This is a genomic window from Streptomyces sp. NBC_00080 (assembly GCF_045041255.1).
GTDB classification, from domain to species: Bacteria; Actinomycetota; Actinomycetes; order Streptomycetales; family Streptomycetaceae; genus Streptomyces; species Streptomyces coriariae.
In genome coordinates, this window is the sequence record NZ_CP108235.1 from 4739855 (window position 1) to 4764994 (window position 25140).

A 25140-nucleotide genomic window follows, 5' to 3' on the forward strand; every position below is an offset into this window, starting at 1 on the left:
TGGGCACCGCGCCGAGGCCCGAGGTCAAGGGGGACCGCATGGCGACAGCAGCCGCGCACCAGACGGCCCGCACACAGCCGCACACCGGGCAGGACAGCGGAGCCGGCGCCGACGAGGCGTACGCGCGCGCCTTCGACGCCACCGTGGCCGCCGACGAACGCATCGAGCCACGCGACTGGATGCCCGATGCCTACCGCGCGACGCTGGTACGCCAGATCGCCCAGCATGCCCACTCCGAGATCATCGGCATGCAGCCGGAGGCCAACTGGATCACCCGCGCGCCCTCCCTGCGCCGCAAGGCCATCCTCATGGCGAAGGTCCAGGACGAGGCGGGCCACGGGCTCTATCTCTACAGCGCCGCCGAAACCCTCGGCGCCAGCCGTGAGGAGCTGCTCGACAAGCTCCACTCCGGCCGCCAGAAGTACTCCTCGATCTTCAACTACCCCACGCTGACCTGGGCCGACGTCGGCGCGATCGGCTGGCTGGTGGACGGCGCCGCGATCACCAACCAGGTGCCCCTGTGCCGCTGCTCCTACGGCCCGTACGCCCGCGCGATGGTCCGCGTCTGCAAGGAGGAGTCCTTCCACCAGCGTCAGGGTTACGAGCTGCTGCTGGCCCTCAGCCGAGGCACCCCGGAACAGCACGCGATGGCGCAGGACGCGGTGGACCGCTGGTGGTGGCCGTCACTGATGATGTTCGGCCCGCCCGACGACGAGTCCGCGCACTCCGCGCAGTCGATGGCCTGGAAGATCAAGCGCCACTCGAACGACGAACTGCGCCGGCGCTTCGTCGACATCTGCGTCCCCCAGGCGGCCTCGCTCGGCCTCACGCTCCCCGACCCGGACCTGAAGTGGAACGAGGAGCGGGGTCACCACGACTTCGGAGCCATCGACTGGACCGAGTTCAAGGAGGTCCTCAAGGGCAACGGCCCCTGCAACGAGCAGCGGATCACACAACGCAGGCGCGCACACGAAGAAGGCGCGTGGGTACGAGAGGCGGCCGCCGCCTACGCGGCCAAACACAGCTCTGGGACGGAAGTGGAGCAGGCATGACGAACACCGACTGGCCCCTGTGGGAGGTCTTCGTGCGCTCCCGGCGCGGCCTCTCCCACACCCACGCCGGCAGCCTGCACGCGCCGGACGCCGAGTTCGCCCTGCGCAACGCGCGCGACCTCTACACCCGGCGCGGCGAGGGCGTCTCGATCTGGGTCGTGCCGTCCTCCGCGATCACGGCCTCCTCCCCGGACGAGAAGGACCCGTTCTTCGAACCGTCCGCCGACAAGCCGTACCGGCACCCGACGTTCTACGAGATCCCGGAAGGGGTGAAGCACCTGTGACCACGACGACGCACACCCACACCGCCGCCCTCGCCCTCGGCGACGACGCCCTGGTGCTCTCCCACCGCCTGGGGGAGTGGATGGGCCACGCGCCCGTGCTCGAGGAGGAGGTCGCCCTCGGCAACATCGCCCTCGACCTGCTGGGCCAGGCCCGGATCCTGCTGTCGATGGCGGGCGACGAGGACGAGTTGGCGTACCTGCGTGAGGAACGCGCCTTCCGCAATCTCCAGTTGGTGGAGCAACCGGGCGGAGACTTCGCCCACACCATCGCCCGCCAGCTGTACTTCTCCACCTACCAGCACCTGCTGTACGCGCGGCTGGCGTCCGTGGAGGGCCCGTTCGCGGGACTGGCGGCGAAGGCCGTCAAGGAGGTCGCCTACCACCGCGACCACGCCGAACAGTGGACACTGCGGCTCGGCGACGGCACCGAGGAGAGCCACGAGCGGATGCAGCGGGCCTGCACGGCACTGTGGCGGTTCACCGGCGAGATGTTCGCCCCCCTGGACGGCCTCGACCTCGACCTGTCGGAGCTGGAGTCGGTCTGGCTGGAGTCGGTGCGCAGCGTGCTGGAGCGGGCCGGTCTGGCCGTGCCCGAGGGATCGCGCACCGGAGCCTGGCGCGCCGGCGCGGGCCGCCAGGGCCTGCACACCGAGTCCTTCGGCCGGATGCTCGCCGAGATGCAGCACCTGCACCGCAGTCACCCGGGTGCGTCATGGTGACGCTCACCCCGCTGGAGGCGGAACTCCTGGAGGTCGCCGGCTCGGTGCTCGACCCCGAGCTGCCCGTGGTCACCCTCCGGGAACTCGGCGTACTGCGGGCGGTGCACGTACGCGACACGGACACCGTCGACGTCGAGCTGACCCCCACCTACACCGGCTGTCCGGCGGTGGAGGCGATGTCCCTGGACATCGAACGGGCGCTGCACGCACACGGGGTCCGCGAGGTCACCGTGCGCACGGTGCTGTCCCCCGCCTGGTCGACCGACGACATCTCCGCCGAAGGGCGCCGCAAACTCCGGGAGTTCGGCATCGCACCACCACGCGTGCGCAAGGCGGCCGAACCGGTCGGCATCACCCTGGGCCCCACCCGGACCAGGGACGCGGACGCGAGCGCGGACGTGGGCGTGGCCCTGGAGCCGATCCTCTGCCCGCACTGCGGCTCCGCCGACACCGAACTGCTCAGCCGCTTCTCCTCCACCGCCTGCAAGGCGCTGCGGCGCTGCCTCGCCTGCCGTGAACCCTTCGACCACTTCAAGGAGTTGTGATGGCCCGCTTCCACCCGCTCCAGGTGGCCGCGGTGGACCACCTCACCGACGACTCCGTCACCCTCACCCTCACGGTCCCCGACGCCTTGCGCGAGGAGTACCGGCACGCGCCCGGCCAGCATCTCGCCCTGCGCCGCGTCGTCGACGGGACCGAGGTCAGGCGGACGTACTCGATCTGCTCGCCCGCACCTGGGCCCGACGGCGCGGGGCCCGGCACGCTGCGGGTGGGCGTGCGGCTGGTCGAGGGCGGGGCCTTCTCGACGTACGCGCTGAAGGAGATCGCCGTCGGCGACGAGCTGGACGTGATGACGCCGGCCGGCCGGTTCACCCTCACCCCCGCGCCCGGCCGGTACGCGGCGATCGTCGGCGGCAGCGGGATCACACCGGTGCTGTCGATCGTCTCGACGCTGCTGGCCCGCGAGCCCGCGGCCCGCTTCTGCCTCATCCGCAGCGACCGGACGGCCGCCTCGACGATGTTCCTGGAGGAGGTCGCCGACCTCAAGGACAGGTACCCCGAGCGGTTCCAGCTGGTCACCGTGCTCTCCCGGGAGGAACAGCAGGCCGGACTGCCGTCCGGGCGGCTGGACCGGGAGCGGCTGACCGGGCTGCTGCCGTCGCTGCTGCCGGTGGCGGAGGTGGCGGGGTGGTTCCTGTGCGGGCCGCTCGGCCTCGTCCAGGGCGCGGAGCAGGCGCTGCGGGAGATCGGGGTCGCGCGATCCCGGATCCACGAGGAGATCTTCCACGTGGAGGTCACGGCGCCCCCGGTGCGTGTGGCGGCTCCCACCCACAGCACCGTGACCGCCCGGCTCGACGGCCGGGGCGGCAGCTGGCCCGTGCGGGACGGGGAGTCGGTCCTGGAGACGGTGCTGCGCAACCGGCCGGACGCGCCCTACGCCTGCAAGGGCGGGGTGTGCGGGACCTGCCGGGCCTTCCTGGTCTCCGGCGAGGTGCGCATGGACCGCAACTTCGCGCTGGAACCGGAGGAGACGGACTCCGGATATGTGCTGGCCTGCCAGTCGCATCCGCTGACGGAGGCCGTGGAGGTGGACTTCGACCGGTGAGGGGCGGGCGACGAGGGGAGATGAGGAAGGGGTGACGAGGGGGCGAGCGACCGTTCTCCTCGGACCGACCGTTCCCTTCTTCTAGAACCTGTTCTATCTTGACGCTCCGTCAGATCAGCTGACCCGTCGGGAGGACAGGCCGTGGACTTCACCTTCACCGAGGAGCAGCAGGCAGCGGCGGAGGCGGCGCGGGGGGTGTTCGCCGGGGTCGCCCCCGACGCGGTGCCGAGCCCCGCGCTCACCCGGGGCGCCGTGGCCGACGACTTCGACCGCGCACTGTGGGCCAGGCTCGCCTCGGCGGACCTGCTGAGCCTGCTGCTGGACGAGGAGTTCGGCGGGGCCGGCCTCGACGCGATCGCGCTCTGTCTGGTACTGCGCGAGGCGTCGAAGGTGCTGGCACGGGTACCGCTGCTGGAGAGCAGCGCGGCCGCAGCCGCCCTACAGGCCTACGGCGGACCGGAGTTGAAGTCGTCCCTGCTCGCCCGGGCCGGCCGGGGCGAGATCGTCCTCACCGTCGCCGCGAACGGCCGCACCGGCCACGATCCGGCCGAACTCGCCGTGACCGCACGGCAGAACGGCACGGCAGGCGCGACCGGCACAGGTGACCAACACGGTGCGGGCGGCCCGGGGCAGCCGGGCGCCGGCGAGTGGGTGCTGGACGGGGTGCAGACGGTGGTGCCCTGGGCGTACGACGCCGACTTCGTCGTCGTACCGGCGCGCACCGGGGACGACCGGAGCGTCCTCGCCGTCGTCGCCCGTGAGCACGAAGGAGTCGTGCTCGCCGAGCAGATCTCCACCACCGGCGAGCGGCTCGGCGAACTGCGCCTCGAATCGGCGAGGATCGCCGACCGGGACGTCATCACCGCCGACGGCGCTTGGGAGTGGCTGCGCGCCCTGCTGACCACGGGGACCTGCGCGCAGGCGCTCGGTCTGGGCGAGCGCGTCCTGGCGATGACCGGCGAGTACGCCGGCAAGCGCGAGCAGTTCGGACACCCCATCGCGACGTTCCAGGCCGTCGCCGTGCAGGCCGCCGACCGCTACATCGACCTGCGCGCGATGGAGGTCACGCTGTGGCAGGCCGCGTGGCGGATCTCCTCCGGGGCGCCGGGCGCGCTGCCGGCCTCCGGGGATGTCGCCGTGGCCAAGATCTGGGCCTCGGAAGGCGTACGGCGGGTCGTGCAGACCGCACAGCATCTGCACGGGGGCTTCGGCGCCGACGTCGACTACCCGCTGCACCGCTACCACGCCTGGGCCAAGCACCTGGAACTGTCGCTCGGCCCGGCCGCGGCACACGAGGAAGCCCTGGGCGACCTACTGGCCGCCCACCCCCTCGGCTGACGCCCCCCGGCCACGACGCACCGGCCGACCCGGCAGAACCCACCGACCGACCCGGCGCAGAACGCACGGGCCGACCCGGCACGACGGACCCGCCGCCCCGACGAGGCGACCGCCGGTACAAGAACGCGCAGGTCGCCCGGCCCGCAGATCCGCCGGCCCGCAGATCCCCCGGCCCGCAGGCCGCACGACCTACCGTTCCGACGACCTGCCGTTCCGGGTGCTTACAGGACGGAGCCCGAATTTCCCTCGTCCGTGACGACCGGGCGGCCAGCGGCGGCCCAGGTCTGCATGCCGCCGTCGACGTTCACGGCGTCGATGCCCTGCTGGACGAGGTACATGGTGACCTGGGCCGAGCGACCGCCGGAGCGGCAGATCACGTGGACCCGGCCGTCCTGCGGAGCCGCCTCGGTCAGTTCACCGTAGCGGGCGACGAACTCGCTGATGGGGATGTGCAGTGCCCCTTCGGCGTGACCCGCCTGCCACTCGTCGTCCTCGCGGACGTCCAGCAGGAAGTCGTCGTCCTTGAGGTCGCCGACCTCGACCGTGGGCACACCAGCTCCGAAACTCATGCGCCCGACGCTACCCGACCGGACATAGGACACGACCGGTCCCCGCTAGCCCACCAGCTCGGCCAGCTCCGCCTCGCGGGCGGCGACGTCCGCGAGGAGCTTGTCGGCGATCTCGTCCAGGAGCCGGTCGGGGTCCTCCGGCGCCATGCGAAGCATCGAGCCGATCGCGCCCTCCTCCAGTTCCCGGGCGACCAGCGCGAGCATCTCCTTGCGCTGGGCGAGCCACTCGAGACGGGCGTAGAGCTCCTCGCTGGGGCTCGGGCTCCGCTCCGCGGGTGCCGGACCGGCCGCCCACTCCTCGGCCAGCTCGCGCAGCAGGGCTTCCTCGCCACGGGCGTAGGCCGCGTTGACGCGGGTGATGAACTCCTCGCGCCGGGCCCGCTCGGCGTCCTCCTGAGCCAGGTCCGGGTGCGCCTTGCGGGCCAGCTCGCGGTACAGCTTGCGGGCCTCCTCGCTGGGCCGTACCCGCTGCGGGGGCCGGACCGACTGGTCCGTGAGCATCGCCTCGGCCTCGGGGAAGAGACCTTCGCCGTCCATCCAGCCGTGGAACAGTTCCTCGACCCCGGGCATCGGCATCACCCTGGCCCGCGCCTCGGCGGCCTTGCGCTTGTCCTCGGGATCACCGGTGCGGGCGGCCTTGGCCTCGGCGATCTGGGCGTCCAGTTCGTCGAGCCGGGCGTACATCGGGCCGAGTTTCTGATGGTGGAGCCGCGAGAAGTTCTCGACCTCGACGCGGAAGGTCTCCACCGCGATCTCGAACTCGATCAACGCCTGCTCGGCGGCCCGCACGGCCTGCTCCAGCCGTGCCTCGGGCCTAGGCTGCTCAGCTTCGGGGGTCGTCACCCGACCAGCCTAGGCCAACGCTCCCCCGAACCCACCCGGCCGACGGTCCCGCAGGGGCCCTGCCCGGACTGCCTTCCCGGGGGCTTCCGGTGCTCCGACTCCGCCCGGCCGCCTCTCACACGCCCGTCTCGGCCGGGATCCGCCCCTCGCGTACCGCCGCGACCAGGTCCGAGTGGTCCGCCTCGGTGCGGTCGGCGTAGGCGACGGCGAAGGTGGCGATCGCCTCGTCGAATTCCTCGTTCTTGCCGCAGTAGCCGGCGATGAGGCGGGGGTCGGCGCTGTGGGAGTGGGCGCGGGCGAGAAGCGCGCCGGTCATCCGGCCGTAGTCGTCGACCTGGTCGGCGGCGAGCGCGGCCGGGTCGACGCTGCCCTTGCGGTTGCGGAACTGCCTTACCTGGAAGGGGAGTCCGTCGACCGTCGTCCAGCCCAGCAGTATGTCGCTGACCACCTGCATGCGCTTCTGGCCGATGACCACCCGGCGTCCCTCGTGCTCCACCTCAGGCACCTCGAAGCCGGCGGTCAGCAGATGCGGGACCAGGGCCGAGGCACGGGCCTCCTTCACCTGGAGGATCAGCGGCTCGCCCCGGTGGTCGAGCAGCAGCACCACATACGACCTCGTCCCCACGCTGCCCGTGCCGACGATCCGGAAGGCGACGTCGTGGACCGCGTGGCGCGCCAGCAGCGGGTGGCGGTCCTCGGACAGGGTGGTCAGGTAGTGCTCCAGGGACGCGGCCACCGCGTGGGCCTCCGCGTCCGGGACCCGGCGCAGCACCGGCGGCGCGTCGACGAAGCGGCGGCCGCCGTCCTCCGTCGGCTCGGTCGACTTCGCCGCGAACCGCCCACTGGTGTTGGCCCGCGCCTTCTCCGAGACCCGCTCCAGGGTGCCCAGCAGGTCGTGCGCGTCGGTGTGGGAGACCAGTTCCTCGTCGGCGATGGCGTTCCACGCGTCCAGCACGGGGAGCTTCGCCAGCAGCCGTATGGTGCGGCGGTAGGAGCCGGCCACCCCGTGCGCCGCCTGGCGGCAGGTGTCCTCGTCCGCGCCGGCCTCGCGGCCCGCGAGCACCAGAGAGGCGGCGAGACGCTTGAGGTCCCACTCCCAGGGCCCGTCGACGGTCTCGTCGAAGTCGTTCAGGTCGATGACCAGGCCGCCCCGCGCGTCGCCGTACAGACCGAAGTTCGCGGCGTGGGCGTCGCCGCAGATCTGGGCGCGGATCCCGGTCATGGCGGTCCTGGCCAGGTCGTACGCCATGAGTCCGGCCGAGCCCCGCAGGAACGCGAACGGCGTCGCCGCCATCCGGCCGACCCGGATCGGGGCCAGCTCCGGGATGCGGCCCCGGCTGGACTCCTCGACCGCCGCCACGGCGTCCGGCCGGGAGGGGTCCAGGTCGAACGCGGCGTGCGCCGACCGAGGCACCCGGCCACGCAGAGCCTTGCCCGCCTCCTTGGGGGACCCCGGCCGGGGCGACCCGGGGACCGCACCCGCTTCCGGTCCCGCGGCGGGGCGCCCGGTGGGCCACTCGGCGAAGCCCCGCACCCGGGGAAGCCTGTGTGCCCCACCCGTCTCAGTCCCCGCGCCACCGGCCTCGGTCACCATGACCGCCTCCCCCGCACACGTACGTCCGTCGGCTCGACGAGCCGAGCATCAACTCGTGCCGACCGTACAGCCCGACGACGGCACGGCGGCAGCCCGGCACGGCGGCAGCTCCTGTGGGCAACCTCCCGCCGGTGGAAATTCCCTCGTCCACCCCCGCAGGACAGCCCGCCCGGCGCCCGCCTTCGCCGAAGGCGACAGCTCCACGGGGGCGGCTTCACGACGGCGGCCCCACGGGGGCGGCTCCACGGGGGCGGCTCCACGGCAGCGGGAATGTTTCACGTGAAACACGCCCCCCGGCCCAAAACGCCCATACCCCTCCCCTGGCGACGTCTGGCCCCGGCGATCCGGCGGACCAGCAGCACCGCCTCGGGCAGCATCCACGCGCCGACGACCACGAGCGTGCCGATGGCGGCGATGAGCAGCACGGTGACGAAGAGGTAGGTGCCGAAGGCCATCAGCGCGGCGACGAGCAACCGGCCCGTGCGCGTCCCGCCTGCCGGATCGTCGTCATCCAGATCGTTTGCGCCATACATCCAACGCTAGGCCGCCCCCGGGGGGAACGCGGTGTAGCCCGCTACACCCTCATGAGGCCCCGCCGACGACCGATGGCTCGCCCGGGTCGTCACCCTGCACGGGCCTGAGACGTTCCTCACACACCGTGAGCAGCCATGGCCTGGACACGCACGCGTGTGCCGGACGGAACACCTTCGGGATACGCGAAAGCCCCGCAGGTCTAAGACCTGCGGGGCTTTCAGCTGTGCGCGAGGGGGGAGTTGAACCCCCACGCCCTTTCGGGCACTGGAACCTGAATCCAGCGCGTCTGCCTATTCCGCCACCCGCGCATTGGGTGTGTCTTCGGGCTTGTGGGCTTTTCGGCCTGGCGCCTTCCGACACGCAGAACATTAGCACGCGGTCCAGGGTGCGTTCACATCCCTTCTGCGGGGGCAGGGAGCAGGTGGGAGGCCGTCGGCGGCCCCCGTACGTCTCGGCGGTGACTGGTTCACGTATCAACCTCGTACCTAAGGCGGCCGTCTCCCCAGGAGCCGGACGAGGACCACAGTCAGGTGCGGGACACTGGTCCTCGGCCACCTCTACGATCCTGGGCAGAAGCGGGTGCGCAAGAGGGCGTCGACACCCGTCGACGGGGCCGACAGGGGGAACCAGCCGATTCACCGGCGCGTGGATACGATCAGTAAGCAGTACCAGGTAAGCAGCACGGCACGGGACAGCAGCCACTACGGAGGAGGTGCCCCATGGGAGTCCTGAAGAAGTTCGAGCAGCGTCTCGAGGGTCTGGTCAACGGCACCTTCGCGAAAGTGTTCAAGTCCGAGGTCCAGCCCGTGGAGATCGCCGGCGCGCTCCAGCGCGAGTGCGACAACAACGCGACCATCTGGAACCGGGACCGGACCGTCGTCCCCAACGACTTCATCGTGGAACTGAGCACGCCGGACTACGAGCGGCTCAGCCCCTACTCCGGCCAGCTCGGCGACGAGCTCGCCGGAATGGTGCGCGACTACGCCAAGCAGCAGCGCTACACCTTCATGGGCCCGATCAAGGTCAACCTGGAGAAGGCGGACGACCTCGACACCGGCCTGTACCGGGTGCGCAGCCGTACGCTCGCCTCCTCCAGCAGCCAGGCGCCGGAGCAGCCGCCCGCGGGCGGCAGGCAGCGTCCCGGCGGGCCCGGTTATCCCGGGGCCGGAGCCGGCACCGCCGCTCCGCCCATGCCTTCCGCTCCGCCGCCCGGCGCCCGGGCCGGCGGCTACGGCTATCCGCCCGCCGCGAGCGCCCAGCGCCCCGGTGCGGCGGCCGGCGGCCTGGCCGGGGCTCCGCAGCCCGGGTCACGTGCCCGCCACTGGATCGAGATCAACGGCACCCGCCACCAGATCTCCCGCGGGACGCTGGTGATGGGCCGCAGCACCGAGGCCGACGTACGGATCGACGACCCCGGCGTATCCCGCCGGCACTGTGAGATCCGGACCGGTTCGCCCTCGACTATCCAGGATCTCGGCTCCACCAACGGCATCGTGGTGGACGGGCAGCACACCACCCGCGCTACGCTCCGCGACGGCTCGCGGATCGTCGTGGGCAGCACCACCATCATTTACCGGCAAGCCGAAGGGTGAAGCGGGGGCAATGTCAGAGCTGACCCTCACGGTCATGCGGCTGGGTTTTCTGGCCGTACTGTGGCTGTTCGTCATCGTGGCCGTGCAGGTCATCCGCAGCGACCTCTTCGGTACGCGTGTCACCCAGCGCGGGTCGCGCCGGGAGGCAGGGCGGGCGCAGCAGGCACAGCGCCAGCAGGCGCCCCCTCAGCAGCGCCAGCAGCCCGCCGCAGCCGGCCGCACGCGTCGTAACGCACCTACCAAGCTGGTCGTGTCCGAGGGCACCCTCACCGGCACGACCGTCGCGCTCCAGGGCCAGACCATCACTCTGGGCCGGGCGCACGACAGCACGATCGTGCTGGACGACGACTACGCCTCCAGCCGTCATGCCAGGATCTACCCGGACCGCGACGGCCAGTGGATCGTCGAGGACCTGGGCTCCACCAACGGCACGTACCTCGACCGATCGCGGCTGACGACTCCCACACCGATCCCGCTGGGCGCGCCGATCCGTATCGGCAAGACCGTCATCGAGCTGCGGAAGTAGTGCTACATCATGAGTGAGTGCGAGCGGAGCGAGCACGCGGCGGCGGCCGGCACCCATGGCCCCGGCGTGCTCCCGACCGGAGGGTGGGCAGTGTGGCTCGACACGACCGGCTGTACCCGGGGCCGACGGGCGAGGTGCGCATGAGTCTGTCTCTGCGTTTCGCCGCCGGATCGCACAAGGGCATGATCCGGGAGGGCAACGAGGACTCCGGTTACGCCGGTCCCCGTCTGCTCGCCATCGCCGACGGCATGGGCGGCGCCGCCGCCGGTGAGGTCGCCTCCTCCGAGGCCATCTCCACCATCGTCGCCCTGGACGACGACGTCCCCGGCTCCGACGTCCTCACCTCGCTCGGCACCGCCGTCCAGCGTGCCAACGACCAGCTGCGCTCACTGGTCGAGGAGGACCCCCAGCTCGAGGGCATGGGGACCACCCTGACCGCCCTGCTGTGGACCGGTCAGCGCCTCGGGCTCGTGCACGTCGGCGACTCGCGCGCGTACCTGCTGCGGGACGGCGTGCTGACCCAGATCACGCAGGACCACACCTGGGTGCAGCGCCTCGTCGACGAGGGCCGCATCACCGAGGAAGAGGCCACCACCCACCCCCAACGGTCGCTGCTGATGCGGGCGTTGGGCAGCGGTGAGCACGTCGAGCCGGATCTGTCGATCCGTGAGGTCCGGGCCGGCGACCGCTATCTGATCTGCTCCGACGGTCTATCCGGCGTCGTCTCGCACCAGACACTCGAGGACACCCTCGCCAGCTACCAGGGCCCCCAGGAGACCGTGCAGGAGCTGATCCAGCTCGCGCTGCGCGGCGGCGGCCCCGACAACATCACGGTCATCGTCGCCGACGTCCTCGACCTGGACACCGGCGACACCCTCGCCGGGCAGCTCTCCGACGTCCCGGTCGTGGTCGGCGCGGTTGCCGAGAACCAGCTCCAGCTGCACGACAACGGCATCATGCAGACCCCGGCAGGGCGCGCCTCGGGCCTCGGCCGCAGGCAGCAAGGGCGCGGCGGAGGCGGCGAGTTCGGCCCGCCCGGCTCCGGCGGCGACATCACCGGTTTCATCCCCACCGACGGCTTCGGCGACTACACCGACGAGGACTTCGTCAAGCCCCGCAAGGGCCGTAGGTGGCTGAAGAGATCCTTCTACAGCGTGCTCGCGCTCGCCGTGATCGGCGGTGGCCTGTACGGCGGCTGGCGCTGGACGCAGACGCAGTACTACGTCGGCACCAGCGGCGAGCACGTCGCGCTGTACCGGGGCATCAGCCAGGATCTGGCCTGGGTGTCGCTGTCGAAGGTGGAGAAGGACCACCCCGAGATCGAACTCAAGTACCTGCCGGACTACCAGCAGAAGCTGGTCGAGGCGACGATCGCCGAGGGCGACCTGTCCGCCGCCCAGAAGAAGATCGACGAGCTGGCCGTCCAGGCCTCCGCATGCAAGAAGCACGCCGAGACCCCCACGGCGAGCAAGACCGGTTCGAAGACCGGCGAGGGCCAGGCCGGCGGCACCACGGGAACCACGCCCGTCTCCGTCACGTCCAAGGCATCGCCGAGCCCCTCGGCAACCGCGTCCCCGTCCGCACCCGCGACCACTACTCCCACCCCCGGCCCCAGCCTTTCGGAGGAAGAGCAGAAGGTCGTCTCGCGGTGCGGTGAGCAGTAGGCAAGCCGTGAGAGGCCCCGTCACACGATGAGCAGTACTACCAACTCGCCGACGCACCACACGTCCACGATCGGCTCGATCGGTACACCGAGCCGGCGCAACACCGAGCTCGCGCTGCTGGTGTTCGCCGTCGCGATCCCGGTCTTCGCCTACGCCAACGTGGGCCTCGCCATCAACGAGGAGGTGCCGTCCGGCCTCCTGAGCTACGGCCTCGGCCTCGGCCTGCTGGCCGGCGTCGCGCACCTCGTCGTGCGCAAGTTCGCGCCGTACGCGGACCCGCTGCTGCTGCCGGTGGCCACGCTGCTGAACGGGCTCGGGCTCGTCGCGATCTGGCGGCTCGACCAGTCCAAGCTGCTGCAGCGGATCGAACAGGCCGGTACCGCCGCGCCACGGCAGCTGCTGTACACGGCGATGGGCATCGCACTGTTCGTCGTGGTGCTGGTCTTCCTCAAGGACCACCGTGTCCTCCAGCGCTACACCTACATCTCCATGGTCGGCGCGATCTTCCTGCTGCTGCTGCCGCTCGTGCCGGGCCTCGGGCAGAACATCTACGGCGCCAAGATCTGGATCTCGGTCGCCGGTTTCTCCATCCAGCCCGGTGAGTTCGCCAAGATCGTGCTGGCGATCTTCTTCGCCGGCTACCTGATGGTGAAGCGCGACGCGCTCGCCCTGGCCAGCCGCCGCGTCCTCGGCCTGTACCTGCCCCGCGGCCGCGACCTCGGCCCGATCATCGTCGTCTGGATCATCTCGATCCTGATCCTGGTCTTCGAGACGGACCTCGGCACCTCGCTGCTGTTCTTCGGAATGTTCGTCATCATGCTGTACGTCGCCACCGAGCGGACCAGCTGGATCGTCTTCGGCATGCTGATGTCCGCGGCCGGCGCGGTCGGCGTGGCCCAGTTCGAGAGCCACGTCCAGCAGCGTGTCCAGGCCTGGCTCGACCCGATGAAGGAGTACACGCTCTCCCAGGACGGCGTCGCCGGCCACTCCGAGCAGGCCATGCAGGCCCTGTGGGCGTTCGGCTCCGGCGGCACCCTCGGCACCGGCTGGGGCCAGGGCCACTCCGAGCTGATCAAGTTCGCCGCCAACTCCGACTTCATCCTCGCCACCTTCGGCGAGGAGCTCGGCCTGGCCGGCATCATGGCGCTGCTGCTGCTGTACGGCCTGATCGTCGAGCGCGGTGTGCGCACCGCGCTGGCCGCCCGCGACCCGTTCGGCAAGCTGCTGGCCATCGGCCTCTCCGGAGCCTTCGCCCTCCAGGTGTTCGTCGTCGCCGGCGGTGTGATGGGCCTCATCCCGCTCACCGGTATGACGATGCCGTTCCTGGCCTACGGCGGTTCCTCCGTCATCGCCAACTGGGCGCTGATCGGCATCCTGATCCGCATCAGCGACACCGCGCGCCGCCCCGCGCCCGCCCCCGCCTCGAACCCCGACGCCGAGATGACCCAGGTGGTCCGCCCGTCATGAACAAGCCCCTGCGCCGGATCGCGATCTTCTGCGGCCTCCTGGTCCTCACCCTGCTGCTGCGCGACAACTACCTGCAGTACGTCAAGGCGGACAGCCTCGCCAGCGACACCAAGAACCGCCGCGTCAACATCACGCGTTACTCCACCCCGCGCGGCGACATCATCGTCGAAGGCAAGGCCATCACCGGCTCGGTCGAGACCACCGGCGACTACAAGTACAAGCGCACCTGGTCCAACGGCGCGATGTGGGCGCCGGTCACCGGCTACTCCTCGCAGGCCTTCGGCGCCAACCAGCTGGAGAAGCTCGAGGACGGCATCCTCAGCGGCAACGACGACCGGCTCTTCTTCCGCAACACCCTGGACATGATCACGGGCAAGGAGAAGGAGGGTGGCAGCGTCGTCACCACCCTGAACGCCGCCGCGCAGAAGGCCGCGTACAAGGGCCTGGGCGACAAGAAGGGCGCGGTCGCCGCGATCGAGCCTTCCACCGGCAAGATCCTGGCGCTGGTCTCCACGCCGTCGTACGACCCGTCGAAGTTCGCCGGGTCCTCCGACACGGACCAGGAGGCGTGGAACGCCGTCCAGAAGAAGAACGACGCCGACGACCCGATGCTCAACCGCGCGCTGCGCGAGACCTACCCGCCCGGCTCCACGTTCAAGGTGGTCACGGCCGCCGCCGCGCTGGAGAACGGCGAGGTCTCCGGCGTCGACGAGAAGACCGACACCCCGGACCCGTTCCCGCTGCCGCAGTCCACGAACAAGCTCACCAACGAGCACGGTGACTGCAAGAACGCCACGCTGCGCTACGCGCTCATGGTGTCCTGCAACACCGTCTTCGCGAAGATGGCCGACAACGTCGGCAACGAGAAGATGATCGAGCAGGCGGAGAAGTTCGGCTTCAACGAGACCGAGCTGGACACCCCGGTGCGGGCCGCCAAGTCCACCTACCCCGAGGACAACCCGCCGCAGAACGCCCTGGACGGCATCGGCCAGGGTTCCAACGCGGCCACCCCGCTCCAGATGGCCATGGTCGCCTCGGCGGTCGCCAACGACGGCAAGCTGATGAAGCCGTACATGGTCGACCAGCTCAAGGCCCCCAACCTGGACACCCTGGAGACGACGGAGCCCCAGCAGCTGTCCCAGGCCGTCTCGTCGAAGACCGCGCAGGCTCTCCAGGAAATGATGGAGACGGTCGTCAACGACCCGCAGGGCACCGGCGGCAAGGCCAAGATCGACGGCGTCACCGTCGGCGGCAAGACCGGTACCGCCCAGCACGGTCTCAACAACAGCGAGAAGCCGTACGCCTGGTTCATCTCCTACGCGAAGCTGTCCGACGGCAGCGCGCCGGTGGCCGTCGCCGTCGTCGTCGAGGACGGCGCGGCCGACCGCGGCGACATCACCGGCGGCGGTCTCGCCGGCCCGATCGCAAGGGACGTGATGAAGGCAGTCATCAACAGCAAGAAGTGACCCCCATCACGTCGCCTACACATCGGTGCACGTTGCGATACCGGTCCTGTATCGGGTGACGGGCTTGGCCAGGTCACACAGCGCCGTCCGGGTACGGTATGCCCGGACGGTAGCCTCCGGCCGCACACGTGTGCCGGTCGGGACCGACGGAGAGGGCTGGTAGGTAGCTATGGAAGAGCCGCGTCGCCTCGGCGGCCGGTACGAGCTGGGCCATGTGCTCGGCCGTGGTGGCATGGCCGAGGTCTATCTCGCGCATGACACCCGCCTCGGCCGCACCGTGGCGGTGAAGACGCTGCGCGCGGACCTCGCGCGCGACCCTTCCTTCCAGGCCCGGTTCCGCCGGGAAGCCCAGTCTGCCGCCTCGCTCAACCACCCCGCGATCGTCGCGGTCTACGACACGGGCGAGGACTACATCGACGGGGTCTCGATCCCGTACATCGTCATGGAGTACGTCGACGGCTCCACGCTCCGTGAGCTGCTCCACTCCGGCCGCAAGCTGCTGCCGGAGCGGACGCTGGAGATGACCATCGGCATCCTCCAGGCCCTGGAGTACTCGCACAGAGCCGGCATCGTCCACCGCGACATCAAGCCGGCGAACGTCATGCTGACGCGCAACGGCCAGGTCAAGGTCATGGACTTCGGCATCGCCCGCGCCATGGGCGACTCCGGGATGACGATGACCCAGACGTCCGCGGTCATCGGCACGGCCCAGTACCTCTCGCCGGAGCAGGCCAAGGGCGAGCAGGTCGACGCCCGCTCCGACCTGTACTCGTCGGGCTGTCTGCTCTACGAGCTGCTCACGGTCCGCCCGCCGTTCGTCGGGGACTCCCCGGTCGCCGTGGCCTACCAGCACGTCCGCGAGGAGCCGCAGCCCCCGAGCGTCTTCGACCCCGAGATCACCCCCGAGATGGACGCCATCGTCCTGAAGGCGCTGGTCAAGGACCCGAACTACCGCTACCAGTCCGCCGACGAGATGCGCCTGGACATCGAGGCCTGCCTCGACGGCCAGCCGGTCGGCGCGACGGCGGCCATGGGCTCGGTCGGCTACGGCGGCTACGGCGACGACCAGGCGACCACGGCCATGCGCTCCGCGGACGCCGGCGCCACGTCGATGCTGCCCCCCATGAACCCGGACGACGGCAGCTACGGCTACGACGACCGTCCCGACCGGCGCCGCCAGAAGAAGTCCAACGCCTCGACGATCCTGCTGGTCGTCGCCGCGGTACTGGTGCTCGTCGGCGCGGTACTGATCGGCAAGTGGGTGTTCAGCGGCGGCGTGAACAACGAGTCGGTGGCGGTGCCCAACCTGCTCGGCCAGGCCCAGGCCGACGCCCAGAAACAGCTGACCAACAGCGACCTCAAGCTGGGGACGGTCACCCAGAAGGCCTGCGAGGACCAGCCCAAGGGCAAGATCTGCGACCAGGACCCCGACGCCGGGACCAAGGTCGACAAGGACTCCACCGTCAACCTCGTCGTGTCGACCGGGGCGCCGAAGGTGGCCGTGCCGAGTGTTCTCGGCAAGAGCCTGGAAGACGCCAAGGCGCTTCTGGAAGGCGACCAGTACGGGCTCGTCGTCGAGACCAAGCAGCAGGTGTCCACCGAGGAGGAGGGCACCGTCCTGGAGCAGAGCCTGAAGCTCGGCAAGGAGGTGGAGAAGGGGACCACCATCACCCTCACCATCGCCAAGGCCGAGGAGAAGGCCACCGTCCCCGACGTCTCCAACAAGAGCTGCGACGACGCCAAGGCGCAGATGGAGCAGAACGACCTCAAGGGCAACTGCGTCGAGGTCGACACCCAGGACCAGAACCAGGTCGGCAAGGTCATCCAGACCGTCCCGGCGATCGGCTCCCAGGCCGACAAGGGCTCCACGGTCCAGATCCAGATCGGCAAGAGCACCCAGACCCAGGTCCCGAACAACCTCCAGGGCCTGAGCGTGAAGGACGCCAAGAAGGCGCTCCAGGACGCCGGTCTGAACGTCGGCAACATCACCGGCAACTCGGACGACGACGCCCAGGTGATCAGCTCCGACCCGGCCCCCGGCAGCACCGTCAACAAGGGGCAGACGGTCAACCTGGTCGCCTTCAAGAACGGCGACAACAACAACGGCGGCAACAACGGCGGCGTCAACTTCTTCGGCGGCACCGGCGGTTGACCGCACAGCAGTTGACCGCACGGCGGTCGACCGCGGCGGTTGACCGCACATGGCAAGAGCGTGGCCCCACCGGATGCGTCCGGTGGGGCCCACGTCTTTGCTCCACCCGACCGAACCCACGCCGACAGAACGATCGTGTCTCCATATCGACCGACTCGTTGATCGATTGGGGTGGGGTGTCATGCCACAGCTCTGCCCTGGCCGCACGGCCCGACCGCGGACAGAGGGACAGACATGATCCACGAATCGGCACTGCTGGAATCCAAGAGCCTGCGCGACAGCGCTCTCGACCGCACGGACGTACTCGACAGAGTGAAGGCACTGTCCCTGCTGCCGGACGGGATGCATGTGACCACGGCGATGGTGGCGGCGTACTTCGGCGTCACCGCCGAGGCCGTCCGCCAGCTCAAAGCACGGCACCACGACGAGCTGTCGGGCAACGGAATGTCCACCCTGCAGGGCCCTGACCTGGTCGAATTTAAGCGTGACGTCCTGTCACGCTATCCGGCGGGTTATCCACAGCCTCGGTCCAGCCTCACTCTCTACTCCCGTCGCGCGGTCCTCAACGTCGCGATGCTCCTCCGTGACAGTGAAGTCGCCCGTCAGGTGCGCACATACCTTCTCGACATGGAATACCGGGCGCGGGCGCAGCCCGGGGACAACCCGGCCCCCTCGCACTCCGTGTCTCTCGACGACCGCATCGACCAGCGCATCACCCACATCCTCGGCCAGACCGTCGTACCCATGTTCAACGCCCTGATCGAAACATCGGGCGAGCACCAACGGGAGCTGATCGCCCTCCGCGCAGGCGTCCAGCAGGTCGAAAAGCGGCTCCGGCAGCACCACGCCCGGCTCCAGCGGCTCGAAGCCCGCCCCTCGGGGCAACCAAGGTCCCGCACGACTCCGAGGTAGCACTGTTCGTAGCAACCTGAGCGCTGGAGCGGTCCTGACGGTTCTCGAGTGACCGGAAGCCAGACAGAAGGCCCGAAGCCGCACAGGCAAGTTGCGGCTTCGGGCCACCGTCATGCCAGGCGACGGACCCCGTGCAGAAGGGCCTTCGCTTCAGCCCAGTTCCTTCGGCGGCGTCCGGTCCGCGTCCACCTTCTCCACACGCTCCAACTCGCCCCACACCACGTACCGGTAGCGGCTCGTGTACACCGGCGTGCAGGTCGTCAGGGTGATGTAGTGGCCGGCCTTCTTCTTGCCGGACTCCTTGGGGATCCGGCCCAGGACCTCCACGTTGTACTTCGAGGTCTCGGGAAGGACCGCGTACACCTTGTAGACGTACCAGTCGTCCTTCGTCTCGAAGACGATCGGGTCGCCCTTCTCCAGCTTGTCGATGTTGTGGAACTTCGCTCCGTGGCCGTCACGGTGGGCGGCGAGCGTGAAGTTGCCCTCCTTGCCGCTCGTCGGGAGAGCGGCCTTGAAGGGGTCGGTGTAATAGCCGGCGACGCCGTCGTTGAGGATCTTCGACGAGGTGCCCTTCTCGACCAGCACCTCGCCGTTCCTCATCGCGGGCACGTGCAGGAAGCCGATGCCGTCCTTGGTGTCGAGCGCCCCGGGACCGCTGTCCTGCTGGGCCCAGTTGTCGCGCACCTTGTCGCCCTGCCGGTCCGCGTGCCGGTCGGCCACCACGTTCGTCCACCACAGGGAGTAGACGACGAAGAGGCCAAGCACCAGGCCGGCCGTGATGAGGAGTTCGCCGAAGACGCTGACGGCCAACGCGATCCGGCCGCCACCGCGGCGCCGCGGCGCGGGATCGGGCGCGTCCACGCGCGCGTGCTCTTCGTGCTCGGTGTCGCCGGTGGTCGCTGCCACGTTCATCTGCCCCTACTCGACTGCACGCCTACTCGACGAGCGCATCCGGCTTTCCCTTGCTGCGCGGCCGTTCCTCGACCATCTTGCCCCAGACGATCAGGCGGTACTTGCTGGTGAACTCCGGGGTGCAGGTGGTGAGGGTGATGTACCGGCCCGGCCCGGTGAAGCCGGACTCCGCCGGCACGGGGTCGAGGACGCTCGTGTTGCTGGGCGCGGTCACCGGCAGCGAGGACGCCATCTTGTAGACGAAGTACTCGTCCTGCGTCTCGACGACGATGTCGTCGCCCGCCTGGAGCCTGTTGATGTAGCGGAACGGCTCGCCGTGTGTGTTGCGGTGGCCCGCGAGCCCGAAATTGCCGGTCTTCGCGTCGGGCATCGCCGTCTGCAGCGGGCTCTCGCCGTAGTGCCCGACCATGCCCTTGTCGAGGACCTTCTTGTTGCTGATGCCCTCCGCGATCGGCACCACCACGTCCAGCTTCGGGATGTGCAGGATGGCGAAGCCCTGCCCCGGCGAGAACACCCCGGGGGCGCCCTTGCCGTTCGCCCAGTCGTCCTGGAGGCTGCTGGCCTCCTTGTCCGCCTGCGCGTGCGCCCGCACGTTCGTCCACCACAGCTGGTAGGTGACGAAGAGCAGCATCAGCACGCCCGTGGTGATGAACACCTCGCCGACCGCCCGGCTGACGACCACCGCGGCGCTCGGCTTACGGGCCCGCTGCCGACGGCGCGCCTCGACGCGTGACAGCGGCCGCTCGTCCTGGCCCGGCGCGTCGGCCCCGTTGTACGACTCGGAGACCTCGCCCGGGCCCCCATGACGGCCGTGACGGCCCTTGGCGGCCTTTCTGCGGGCCGCGCGACCGCCTGCCGGGGTTCCAGGGGCGGGAGAGGACGTCGAGGCGCCAGAAGCGGATATGGGGCCGCCGCCGAACATGGACGCAGGCGGTATCCGCAGCGCCACCGTCTCCTCGTCGATCGGCGGCTGGTACGGCTCCCCGGCATAGGGACCGGCTCCGTAGGCATCACCGCCGAACGACTCGTACGGCGCCGTGCCGTACGAGTCCTCGCGCTCGGGGCGCAGCGCGGTCACGCCGAGGCCCTGCCCACCACCGGGGCGAGCCCCGCCGACCTCGCCACCGCGCCCTGGTCGCCGCACTCCACCAGCCAGTTGGCCAGCATCCGGTGCCCGTGCTCGGTCAGCACCGACTCGGGGTGGAACTGGACGCCCTCGACGGGCAGTTCACGGTGGCGCAGGCCCATGATGATTCCGTCGTGCGTACGGGCCGTGACCTCGAGTGCGGCCGGGACCGTGGCCGGCTCGGCGGCCAGCGAGTGGTAGCGGGTCGCCGTGAAGGGGGTCGGCAGGCCGGCGAACACGCCCCGGCCCTCGTGCTCCACCAGCGAGGTCTTGCCGTGCAGCAGCTCCGGCGCCCGGTCCACGACCCCGCCGTACGCCACCTGCATCGACTGCATGCCCAGGCAGACGCCGAAGACGGGCACACCGGTGGCCGCGCAGTGCCGGACCATCTCGATGCAGACGCCGGCCTCCTCGGGCGTACCGGGGCCGGGGGAGAGCAGCACCCCGTCGAAGCCGTCCTGGGCGTGGGCCGTGGAGACCTCGTCGTTGCGCAGGACCTCGCACTCGGCGCCCAGCTGGTACAGGTACTGGACCAGGTTGAAGACGAAGCTGTCGTAGTTGTCGACGACGAGAATGCGCGCGCTCACTGGTTGTCCACCGTCACATCGTTGAAGGGAAGCAGCGGTTCGGCCCACGGGAAGACGTACTGGAACAGCGCGTACACCACGGCCACGACCAGCATGATCGAGATCAGCGCCTTGGCCCACGCGTTTCCCGGCAGATGCCGCCAGATCCAGCCGTACATGCCGTCCCTTCCGTCGCATCACGGCACCTGACTCACGCCGTACGCCACCAGACTAACGGCGCAGGGCCTTCGGTTCGCCTGCCTCCACGGGCTGTGTGGAGTCCAGGTGCGCCCAGACGATCAGCCGGTGACTGTGCCCCCATTCCGGATCGCACGTGGTCAACGTCAGGTACCGGCCCGGACGCGTGTACCCCGACTTACGTGGCACAGCGTCGATCACCTCGACGTCCGAGGGCACGGTTTTGTAGGGCCCTTTGTCGATCCGATAGGTGAACCAGGTCGTCCCGTCCGTCAGGACCACCGCGTCACCCCGCCTGAGCTCGGGAAAGTCCTTGAAAGGGTCGCCATAGGTACGGCGGTGACCCGCGACGGAGAAATTTCCGGTCTGCCCGAGCCGAGCGCTGCCCGCGTAGTGCCCCAGCCCCTTCTTCAGGGTGCCGGTCGCCGTGCCTTCGAGCACCGGCTTGTTCCACGTGAAACCAAGGCGTGGGATGTACATCACCGCGAAGGGCCTGCCGACCCGGTACGGCGCCGGCTGCGCGGTGGCGCTCGCGCCGGGGGCGGGGGCCACGGTCCCCTGTGCCCACTGGTCGTGGAGGTCGTCGATCTGGTCGCCCATGACCCGGTCGGCCTGCACTCCGGTCCAGAACAGCACGTAGACGACGAAGAGGACGATGACGGTACCGGCGGTGATGCACAGCTCGCTGAACGTCCTGACGATCACCCGCACCGACACAGGCGCCCCCCGGCGGCCGCTGCTCCACTACTCCACAGGCTTGGCGTAGTGCAGATCCACTGTGCCCGAGTAGCCGGGCAGAGTCACCGCCCCGTCCTCGGTGACTTTCCAGCCGAGGCCGTAGACGTTCACGTAGACCATGTAGTTCTGGATCGCCGGGGCTTCGGCGAGCGCCTGCTGGAGCTTCTCCGGGTCGCCGACCGCCTGGATCTTGTACGGCGGTGAGTAGACGCGGCCCTGGAGGATCAGGGTGTTGCCGACACAGCGCACGGCGCTGGTGGAGATCAGCCGCTGGTCCATGACCTTGATGCCCTGGGCACCGCCCTGCCAGAGCGCGTTCACGACGGCCTGGAGGTCCTGCTGGTGGATGACCAGGTAGTCGGGCTGCGGCTCCGGGTAGCCGGGGAGTTTGGCGGTGGCGTTCGGCGGGGCGTCGTTGAGGGTGACCGTGATGGCCTTGCCCTTGACCTTCTGGGTTCCGGCGTCCTTCTCCAGGCCCGCGAGCTTGTCGTCCTGGGCCTGGGTGCTGCCGTCGTCGGCCTCGGCCAGCGACTCCACGTCGTCGCGCAGGGCCCCGTTCGTCTCGTCCAGCTCGCCGTTCTTCTGGCTGCGCTCCTGGATGAGGTCGGACAGCTTCAGCAGGGAGGCGTCCGTGCGGATGTTGGTGCCCTTGGCCGTGTTGAAACTGGTGAAGAACAGGAGGCCGGCGAGGGCGAAGACACCCACGGTGAGCACCCGTACGGGCCGGAAGCCGCCCCGGCGGTCGTAGGCGGAGGAGGAGTCGCCGGCGGACTCGGGGGCGGAACCCGTTGTACCCGTCCCGGGGGAGTCGGCAGAATTGCTCAACGTACCCTTATCTCCTTCGGCGCCGTAGAAGCACTACGCTAACGGACGCCCGGGGGAGCCCTTCAGTCCCCTGGCACGCAGCCCCCGAGCCCGATCCAGCACCTGCGCGGCCACGCAGCGCATCGACAGGAGAGACCCTCGTGCCGAAGTCACGTATCCGCAAGAAGGCCGACTACACGCCGCCCCCGGCGAAGCAGGCGACCGCCATCAAGCTGAACAGCCGAGCCTGGGTCGCGCCGGTGATGCTGGCCATGTTCCTCATCGGACTCGCCTGGATCGTGGTCTTCTACGTCACGGACGGCTCGCTGCCCATCGACAAGCTGGACAACTGGAACATCGTCGTCGGCTTCGGCTTCATCGCGGCCGGATTCGGCGTCTCCACGCAGTGGAAGTAGCGGTGGCAGCAGCGGGGCCGGCGCGGGGCGATTAGCTCTGCCCACGGCTATCCCCTGAGTTATCCACAGCAGTTTTCCACATGGGGAAAAGAAAGACGATCTGTGGATAACTCATCGAAGGTTGACGCCGGTGTGACGTAACTACCGGCTGTCCCCCTCACTCGAAAGAGTGTTCGCCCCCTGTCTGACCTGTGCAAACGCAGGTCGAGGGCAGGGGGCGCAGCTGTTCCCGCACGTTGTGCACAAGATTCGACACAGACTGTGGACAACAGTGCGCTCAGGTGAGCTGGACGGTCCTCAGGAGCGTCACCACCACGACGACGGCCAGCATCAACGCGCAGGTCCCGAACTGGACGAGGGCCCGGCGCTCGCGGGGGGCGTGGACCATGCCGATCCCCATCACGACACCGGCGACCAGACCGCCGATGTGCGCCTGCCAGGAGATACCGCTCCACCCGAAGGTGATGACCAGGTTGATCACCAGCAGGGCGATGATCGGCCGCATGTCCTGCCGCAGCCGGCGCATGAGGACGGCCGTCGCGCCGAACAGACCGAAGATCGCGCCGGAGGCGCCCAGCATCGCGGTGCCCGGCGAGGCGAGCAGATAGCTCAGGGCGCTGCCCGCGAGACCGGACACCAGGTAGAGCGACAGATAACGGGCCCGGCCGAGCGCCTGTTCCAGCGGGCCGCCGAGCCACCACAGGCCCAGCATGTTGAAGGCGAGGTGCCAGGGAGCCTCGTGCGTGAACATCGAGGTGACCATGCGGTACCACTCGCCCTCGGCCACGCCCTCCGTCGGGTTGAAGGGGGCCGGCGGCCACTGGCCGATCAGCACCAGGCTGTCCAGCAACGAGGACCGCACCTGCACGGCGAGGAACACCGCCACGTTGATCCCGATGAGGATCTTGGTGAGCAGACGGGGGTCGGCGGTGACGACGCCTCCCGCCAGGGTGCGGGGTTGCGAGGCACCGGGCGCGTGCCCCGTGCCGGAGCCCTCGCGGACGCAGGTGGGGCACTGGAAACCGACGGAGGCGCTGACCATGCACTCCGGGCAGATCGGGCGCTCGCAGCGGGTGCAGCGAATGCCGGTCTCCCGGTCGGGGTGCCGGTAGCAGACGGGCAGGCCGCTCTGCGCGTCGTCCTGCCGGCTGCCAGGCGCCTGGTCCATGGGCTCCCCCAGGTGAGTCGTCCGCGTTGTCGTGGTCGAGTATCGGAGCAGTCGGCGGAGTCGGAAAGGAACCGCCCTGCACATCCTTACGGACGAGCAGGGCGTTTGGTTCCCGACGGGGCGCCGGTGGCCCCCGACGGTGTGCCGTGCGTCGCCTCAGCTCTTGCGGCTCTCGACGACGACCGACTCGATGACGACGTCCTTCAGCGGACGGTCGGTGCGCGGGTTGGTCTGGGCGGTCGCGATGGCGTCCACCACCTTCTGGCCGGCCGGGTCGACGACCTCGCCGAAGATGGTGTGCTTGCGGGTCAGCCAGGCCGTCGGGGAGACGGTGATGAAGAACTGCGAGCCGTTGGTCGCCGGCCCGGCGTTCGCCATGGCCAGCAGGTAGGGCCTGTCGAAGCGCAGGTCCGGGTGGAACTCGTCCTCGAACTGGTAGCCGGGACCGCCGGTCCCGTTGCCCAGCGGGTCGCCGCCCTGGATCATGAACCCGCTGATCACGCGGTGGAAGACCGTGCCGTCGTACAGCTTGTCCTTGGACCGCACGCCGGTCTCCGGGTTGACCCACTCACGCTCGCCGGTCGCGAGGTCGACGAAGTTCTTGACCGTCTTCGGGGCGTGGTCCGGGTAGAGCCGGATCTCGATGTCGCCGTGGTTGGTCTTCAGGGTGGCGTACAGGTGCTCGGCCACGGTCTGCCTTCCGTTGTCTCTCTGTGACCCACAGATCCTCGCACGGTCCGGCTCAGGCATCGCCCGACGGCCCGTTCCGGCATCAGAACCGGCGGTTCGGGTACACAACAGCATCCGACCCGTCCGGGACGGGAGCGGGCGGCGCCGATCCGTGGCATCGTCGGTTTTGTCGCCCTGCCGACCCTCTATTGCCGTTGCCCCCGA

Annotated in this window: 26 protein-coding genes and 1 tRNA gene; 14 read left to right on the forward strand and 13 right to left on the reverse strand. The window is 69.8% G+C overall.

Annotated features, from left to right (window positions below; translation table 11 throughout):
- The first annotated feature begins 38 nt into the window (after positions 1-38).
- The 6 genes from paaA (at position 39) to OHU34_RS21225 (ending at position 4999) form a co-directional block, all read left to right on the forward strand.
- Complete coding sequence (paaA, locus tag OHU34_RS21200; RefSeq protein ID WP_054242082.1) at positions 39-1052, forward strand: 1,2-phenylacetyl-CoA epoxidase subunit PaaA; 1014 nt, start codon at positions 39-41, stop codon at positions 1050-1052.
- Positions 1049-1336 (forward strand): 1,2-phenylacetyl-CoA epoxidase subunit PaaB, encoded by a 288-nt coding sequence (gene paaB, locus OHU34_RS21205; protein WP_054242083.1) that lies wholly within the window; start codon positions 1049-1051, stop codon positions 1334-1336. The genes paaA and paaB overlap by 4 nt, the downstream gene beginning before the upstream one ends.
- On the forward strand, positions 1333-2055 hold the full coding sequence (gene paaC / locus OHU34_RS21210; protein ID WP_142265193.1) for a 1,2-phenylacetyl-CoA epoxidase subunit PaaC: 723 nt from the start codon (positions 1333-1335) through the stop codon (positions 2053-2055). The genes paaB and paaC overlap by 4 nt, the downstream gene beginning before the upstream one ends.
- On the forward strand, positions 2049-2600 hold the full coding sequence (gene paaD / locus OHU34_RS21215; RefSeq protein ID WP_405767836.1) for a 1,2-phenylacetyl-CoA epoxidase subunit PaaD: 552 nt from the start codon (positions 2049-2051) through the stop codon (positions 2598-2600). The genes paaC and paaD overlap by 7 nt, the downstream gene beginning before the upstream one ends.
- Positions 2600-3661, forward strand: coding sequence for a 2Fe-2S iron-sulfur cluster-binding protein (locus tag OHU34_RS21220; protein ID WP_142265191.1), 1062 nt, complete (start codon positions 2600-2602; stop codon positions 3659-3661). The genes paaD and OHU34_RS21220 overlap by 1 nt, the downstream gene beginning before the upstream one ends.
- Positions 3662-3802: 141 nt before the next feature.
- A complete protein-coding gene (locus OHU34_RS21225) occupies positions 3803-4999 on the forward strand; it encodes an acyl-CoA dehydrogenase family protein (RefSeq protein WP_142265190.1) in 1197 nt (398 codons plus the stop codon).
- Positions 5000-5220: 221 nt separating this feature from the next.
- Here OHU34_RS21225 and OHU34_RS21230 read toward each other — a convergent pair whose 3' ends face one another.
- The 5 genes from OHU34_RS21230 to OHU34_RS21250 form a co-directional block, all read right to left on the reverse strand.
- Positions 5221-5550: a rhodanese-like domain-containing protein gene (locus OHU34_RS21230; protein ID WP_142267949.1), complete on the reverse strand. Its 330-nt coding sequence runs from the start codon at positions 5548-5550 to the stop codon at positions 5221-5223.
- Between the two features lie 63 nt (positions 5551-5613).
- The gene (locus OHU34_RS21235) at positions 5614-6411 is read right to left on the reverse strand and encodes a J domain-containing protein (protein WP_054242089.1); all 798 of its coding nucleotides are present in this window, start codon (positions 6409-6411) and stop codon (positions 5614-5616) included.
- A gap of 115 nt (positions 6412-6526) precedes the next feature.
- Positions 6527-8005, reverse strand: coding sequence for a DUF2252 domain-containing protein (locus OHU34_RS21240; RefSeq protein ID WP_405767840.1), 1479 nt, complete (start codon positions 8003-8005; stop codon positions 6527-6529).
- 275 nt (positions 8006-8280) lie between these two features.
- A complete protein-coding gene (locus OHU34_RS21245; RefSeq protein WP_235034531.1) occupies positions 8281-8538 on the reverse strand; it encodes a hypothetical protein in 258 nt (85 codons plus the stop codon).
- Positions 8539-8763: 225 nt separating this feature from the next.
- Positions 8764-8847, reverse strand: a tRNA-Leu gene (locus OHU34_RS21250).
- Between the two features lie 411 nt (positions 8848-9258).
- Between OHU34_RS21250 and OHU34_RS21255 the strand changes: the two genes are divergently transcribed.
- From OHU34_RS21255 to OHU34_RS21285, 7 genes are all read left to right on the forward strand, one after another.
- Positions 9259-10131: a DUF3662 and FHA domain-containing protein gene (locus OHU34_RS21255; RefSeq protein ID WP_054242092.1), complete on the forward strand. Its 873-nt coding sequence runs from the start codon at positions 9259-9261 to the stop codon at positions 10129-10131.
- A 10-nt stretch (positions 10132-10141) separates the two neighbouring features.
- The gene (locus OHU34_RS21260; RefSeq protein ID WP_020130618.1) at positions 10142-10657 is read left to right on the forward strand and encodes an FHA domain-containing protein; all 516 of its coding nucleotides are present in this window, start codon (positions 10142-10144) and stop codon (positions 10655-10657) included.
- A gap of 140 nt (positions 10658-10797) precedes the next feature.
- Complete coding sequence (locus OHU34_RS21265) at positions 10798-12321, forward strand: Stp1/IreP family PP2C-type Ser/Thr phosphatase (protein ID WP_037735838.1); 1524 nt, start codon at positions 10798-10800, stop codon at positions 12319-12321.
- Between the two features lie 27 nt (positions 12322-12348).
- Complete coding sequence (locus OHU34_RS21270; RefSeq protein WP_020130620.1) at positions 12349-13788, forward strand: FtsW/RodA/SpoVE family cell cycle protein; 1440 nt, start codon at positions 12349-12351, stop codon at positions 13786-13788.
- Positions 13785-15254: a penicillin-binding protein 2 gene (locus tag OHU34_RS21275; protein WP_142265188.1), complete on the forward strand. Its 1470-nt coding sequence runs from the start codon at positions 13785-13787 to the stop codon at positions 15252-15254. The genes OHU34_RS21270 and OHU34_RS21275 overlap by 4 nt, the downstream gene beginning before the upstream one ends.
- 169 nt (positions 15255-15423) lie before the next feature.
- Positions 15424-17406, forward strand: a complete 1983-nt coding sequence (gene pknB, locus OHU34_RS21280; RefSeq protein WP_142265187.1) for a Stk1 family PASTA domain-containing Ser/Thr kinase — start codon at positions 15424-15426, stop codon at positions 17404-17406.
- 234 nt (positions 17407-17640) lie between these two features.
- The gene (locus OHU34_RS21285) at positions 17641-18318 is read left to right on the forward strand and encodes a restriction endonuclease (RefSeq protein WP_142265186.1); all 678 of its coding nucleotides are present in this window, start codon (positions 17641-17643) and stop codon (positions 18316-18318) included.
- Between the two features lie 150 nt (positions 18319-18468).
- Here OHU34_RS21285 and OHU34_RS21290 read toward each other — a convergent pair whose 3' ends face one another.
- From OHU34_RS21290 to OHU34_RS21315, 6 genes are read right to left on the reverse strand one after another with little or no spacing between them, the layout of a single operon-like run.
- Positions 18469-19230 carry a class E sortase gene (locus tag OHU34_RS21290; protein WP_142265185.1) on the reverse strand — a complete coding sequence of 254 codons (762 nt, stop codon included), beginning with the start codon at positions 19228-19230 and terminating at the stop codon, positions 18469-18471.
- A gap of 22 nt (positions 19231-19252) precedes the next feature.
- A complete protein-coding gene (locus OHU34_RS21295; RefSeq protein ID WP_142265184.1) occupies positions 19253-20308 on the reverse strand; it encodes a class E sortase in 1056 nt (351 codons plus the stop codon).
- A complete protein-coding gene (locus tag OHU34_RS21300) occupies positions 20305-20943 on the reverse strand; it encodes an aminodeoxychorismate/anthranilate synthase component II (protein WP_020130625.1) in 639 nt (212 codons plus the stop codon). Before OHU34_RS21300 ends, OHU34_RS21295 begins: the two co-directional genes overlap by 4 nt.
- Entirely contained in the window at positions 20940-21101 is a 162-nt protein-coding gene (locus OHU34_RS21305; RefSeq protein WP_142265183.1) for a hypothetical protein, read from the reverse strand. The genes OHU34_RS21300 and OHU34_RS21305 overlap by 4 nt, the downstream gene beginning before the upstream one ends.
- A gap of 52 nt (positions 21102-21153) precedes the next feature.
- Positions 21154-21831: a class E sortase gene (locus tag OHU34_RS21310; protein ID WP_142267948.1), complete on the reverse strand. Its 678-nt coding sequence runs from the start codon at positions 21829-21831 to the stop codon at positions 21154-21156.
- 33 nt (positions 21832-21864) lie between these two features.
- A complete protein-coding gene (locus OHU34_RS21315; RefSeq protein WP_142265182.1) occupies positions 21865-22683 on the reverse strand; it encodes a DUF881 domain-containing protein in 819 nt (272 codons plus the stop codon).
- Positions 22684-22823: 140 nt separating this feature from the next.
- Here OHU34_RS21315 and crgA point away from each other — a divergent pair, with 140 nt between their 5' ends.
- Positions 22824-23078 carry a cell division protein CrgA gene (crgA, locus tag OHU34_RS21320; RefSeq protein ID WP_054242100.1) on the forward strand — a complete coding sequence of 85 codons (255 nt, stop codon included), beginning with the start codon at positions 22824-22826 and terminating at the stop codon, positions 23076-23078.
- 277 nt (positions 23079-23355) lie between these two features.
- On the opposite strand, the gene OHU34_RS21325 is transcribed toward crgA, so the two are convergent.
- Entirely contained in the window at positions 23356-24246 is an 891-nt protein-coding gene (locus OHU34_RS21325) for a rhomboid family intramembrane serine protease (RefSeq protein ID WP_020130630.1), read from the reverse strand.
- A 156-nt stretch (positions 24247-24402) separates the two neighbouring features.
- Positions 24403-24936, reverse strand: a complete 534-nt coding sequence (locus OHU34_RS21330) for a peptidylprolyl isomerase (protein WP_020130631.1) — start codon at positions 24934-24936, stop codon at positions 24403-24405.
- Positions 24937-25140 lie beyond the last annotated feature (204 nt).

Bases quoted from the DNA above. Each gene is read 5' to 3' on its own strand.
- paaA (WP_054242082.1), top strand. From the start codon at position 39: ATGGCGACAGCAGCCGCGCACCAGACGGCCCGCACACAGCCGCACACC.
- paaB (WP_054242083.1), top strand. From the start codon at position 1,049: ATGACGAACACCGACTGGCCCCTGTGGGAGGTCTTCGTGCGCTCCCGG.
- paaD (WP_405767836.1), top strand. From the start codon at position 2,049: ATGGTGACGCTCACCCCGCTGGAGGCGGAACTCCTGGAGGTCGCCGGC.
- OHU34_RS21220 (WP_142265191.1), top strand. From the start codon at position 2,600: ATGGCCCGCTTCCACCCGCTCCAGGTGGCCGCGGTGGACCACCTCACC.
- OHU34_RS21240 (WP_405767840.1), bottom strand. From the start codon at position 8,005: ATGGTGACCGAGGCCGGTGGCGCGGGGACTGAGACGGGTGGGGCACAC.
- OHU34_RS21245 (WP_235034531.1), bottom strand. From the start codon at position 8,538: ATGTATGGCGCAAACGATCTGGATGACGACGATCCGGCAGGCGGGACG.
- OHU34_RS21255 (WP_054242092.1), top strand. From the start codon at position 9,259: ATGGGAGTCCTGAAGAAGTTCGAGCAGCGTCTCGAGGGTCTGGTCAAC.
- OHU34_RS21260 (WP_020130618.1), top strand. From the start codon at position 10,142: ATGTCAGAGCTGACCCTCACGGTCATGCGGCTGGGTTTTCTGGCCGTA.
- OHU34_RS21265 (WP_037735838.1), top strand. From the start codon at position 10,798: ATGAGTCTGTCTCTGCGTTTCGCCGCCGGATCGCACAAGGGCATGATC.
- OHU34_RS21270 (WP_020130620.1), top strand. From the start codon at position 12,349: ATGAGCAGTACTACCAACTCGCCGACGCACCACACGTCCACGATCGGC.
- OHU34_RS21275 (WP_142265188.1), top strand. From the start codon at position 13,785: ATGAACAAGCCCCTGCGCCGGATCGCGATCTTCTGCGGCCTCCTGGTC.
- pknB (WP_142265187.1), top strand. From the start codon at position 15,424: ATGGAAGAGCCGCGTCGCCTCGGCGGCCGGTACGAGCTGGGCCATGTG.
- OHU34_RS21285 (WP_142265186.1), top strand. From the start codon at position 17,641: ATGATCCACGAATCGGCACTGCTGGAATCCAAGAGCCTGCGCGACAGC.
- OHU34_RS21290 (WP_142265185.1), bottom strand. From the start codon at position 19,230: ATGAACGTGGCAGCGACCACCGGCGACACCGAGCACGAAGAGCACGCG.
- OHU34_RS21305 (WP_142265183.1), bottom strand. From the start codon at position 21,101: ATGTACGGCTGGATCTGGCGGCATCTGCCGGGAAACGCGTGGGCCAAG.
- OHU34_RS21325 (WP_020130630.1), bottom strand. From the start codon at position 24,246: ATGGACCAGGCGCCTGGCAGCCGGCAGGACGACGCGCAGAGCGGCCTG.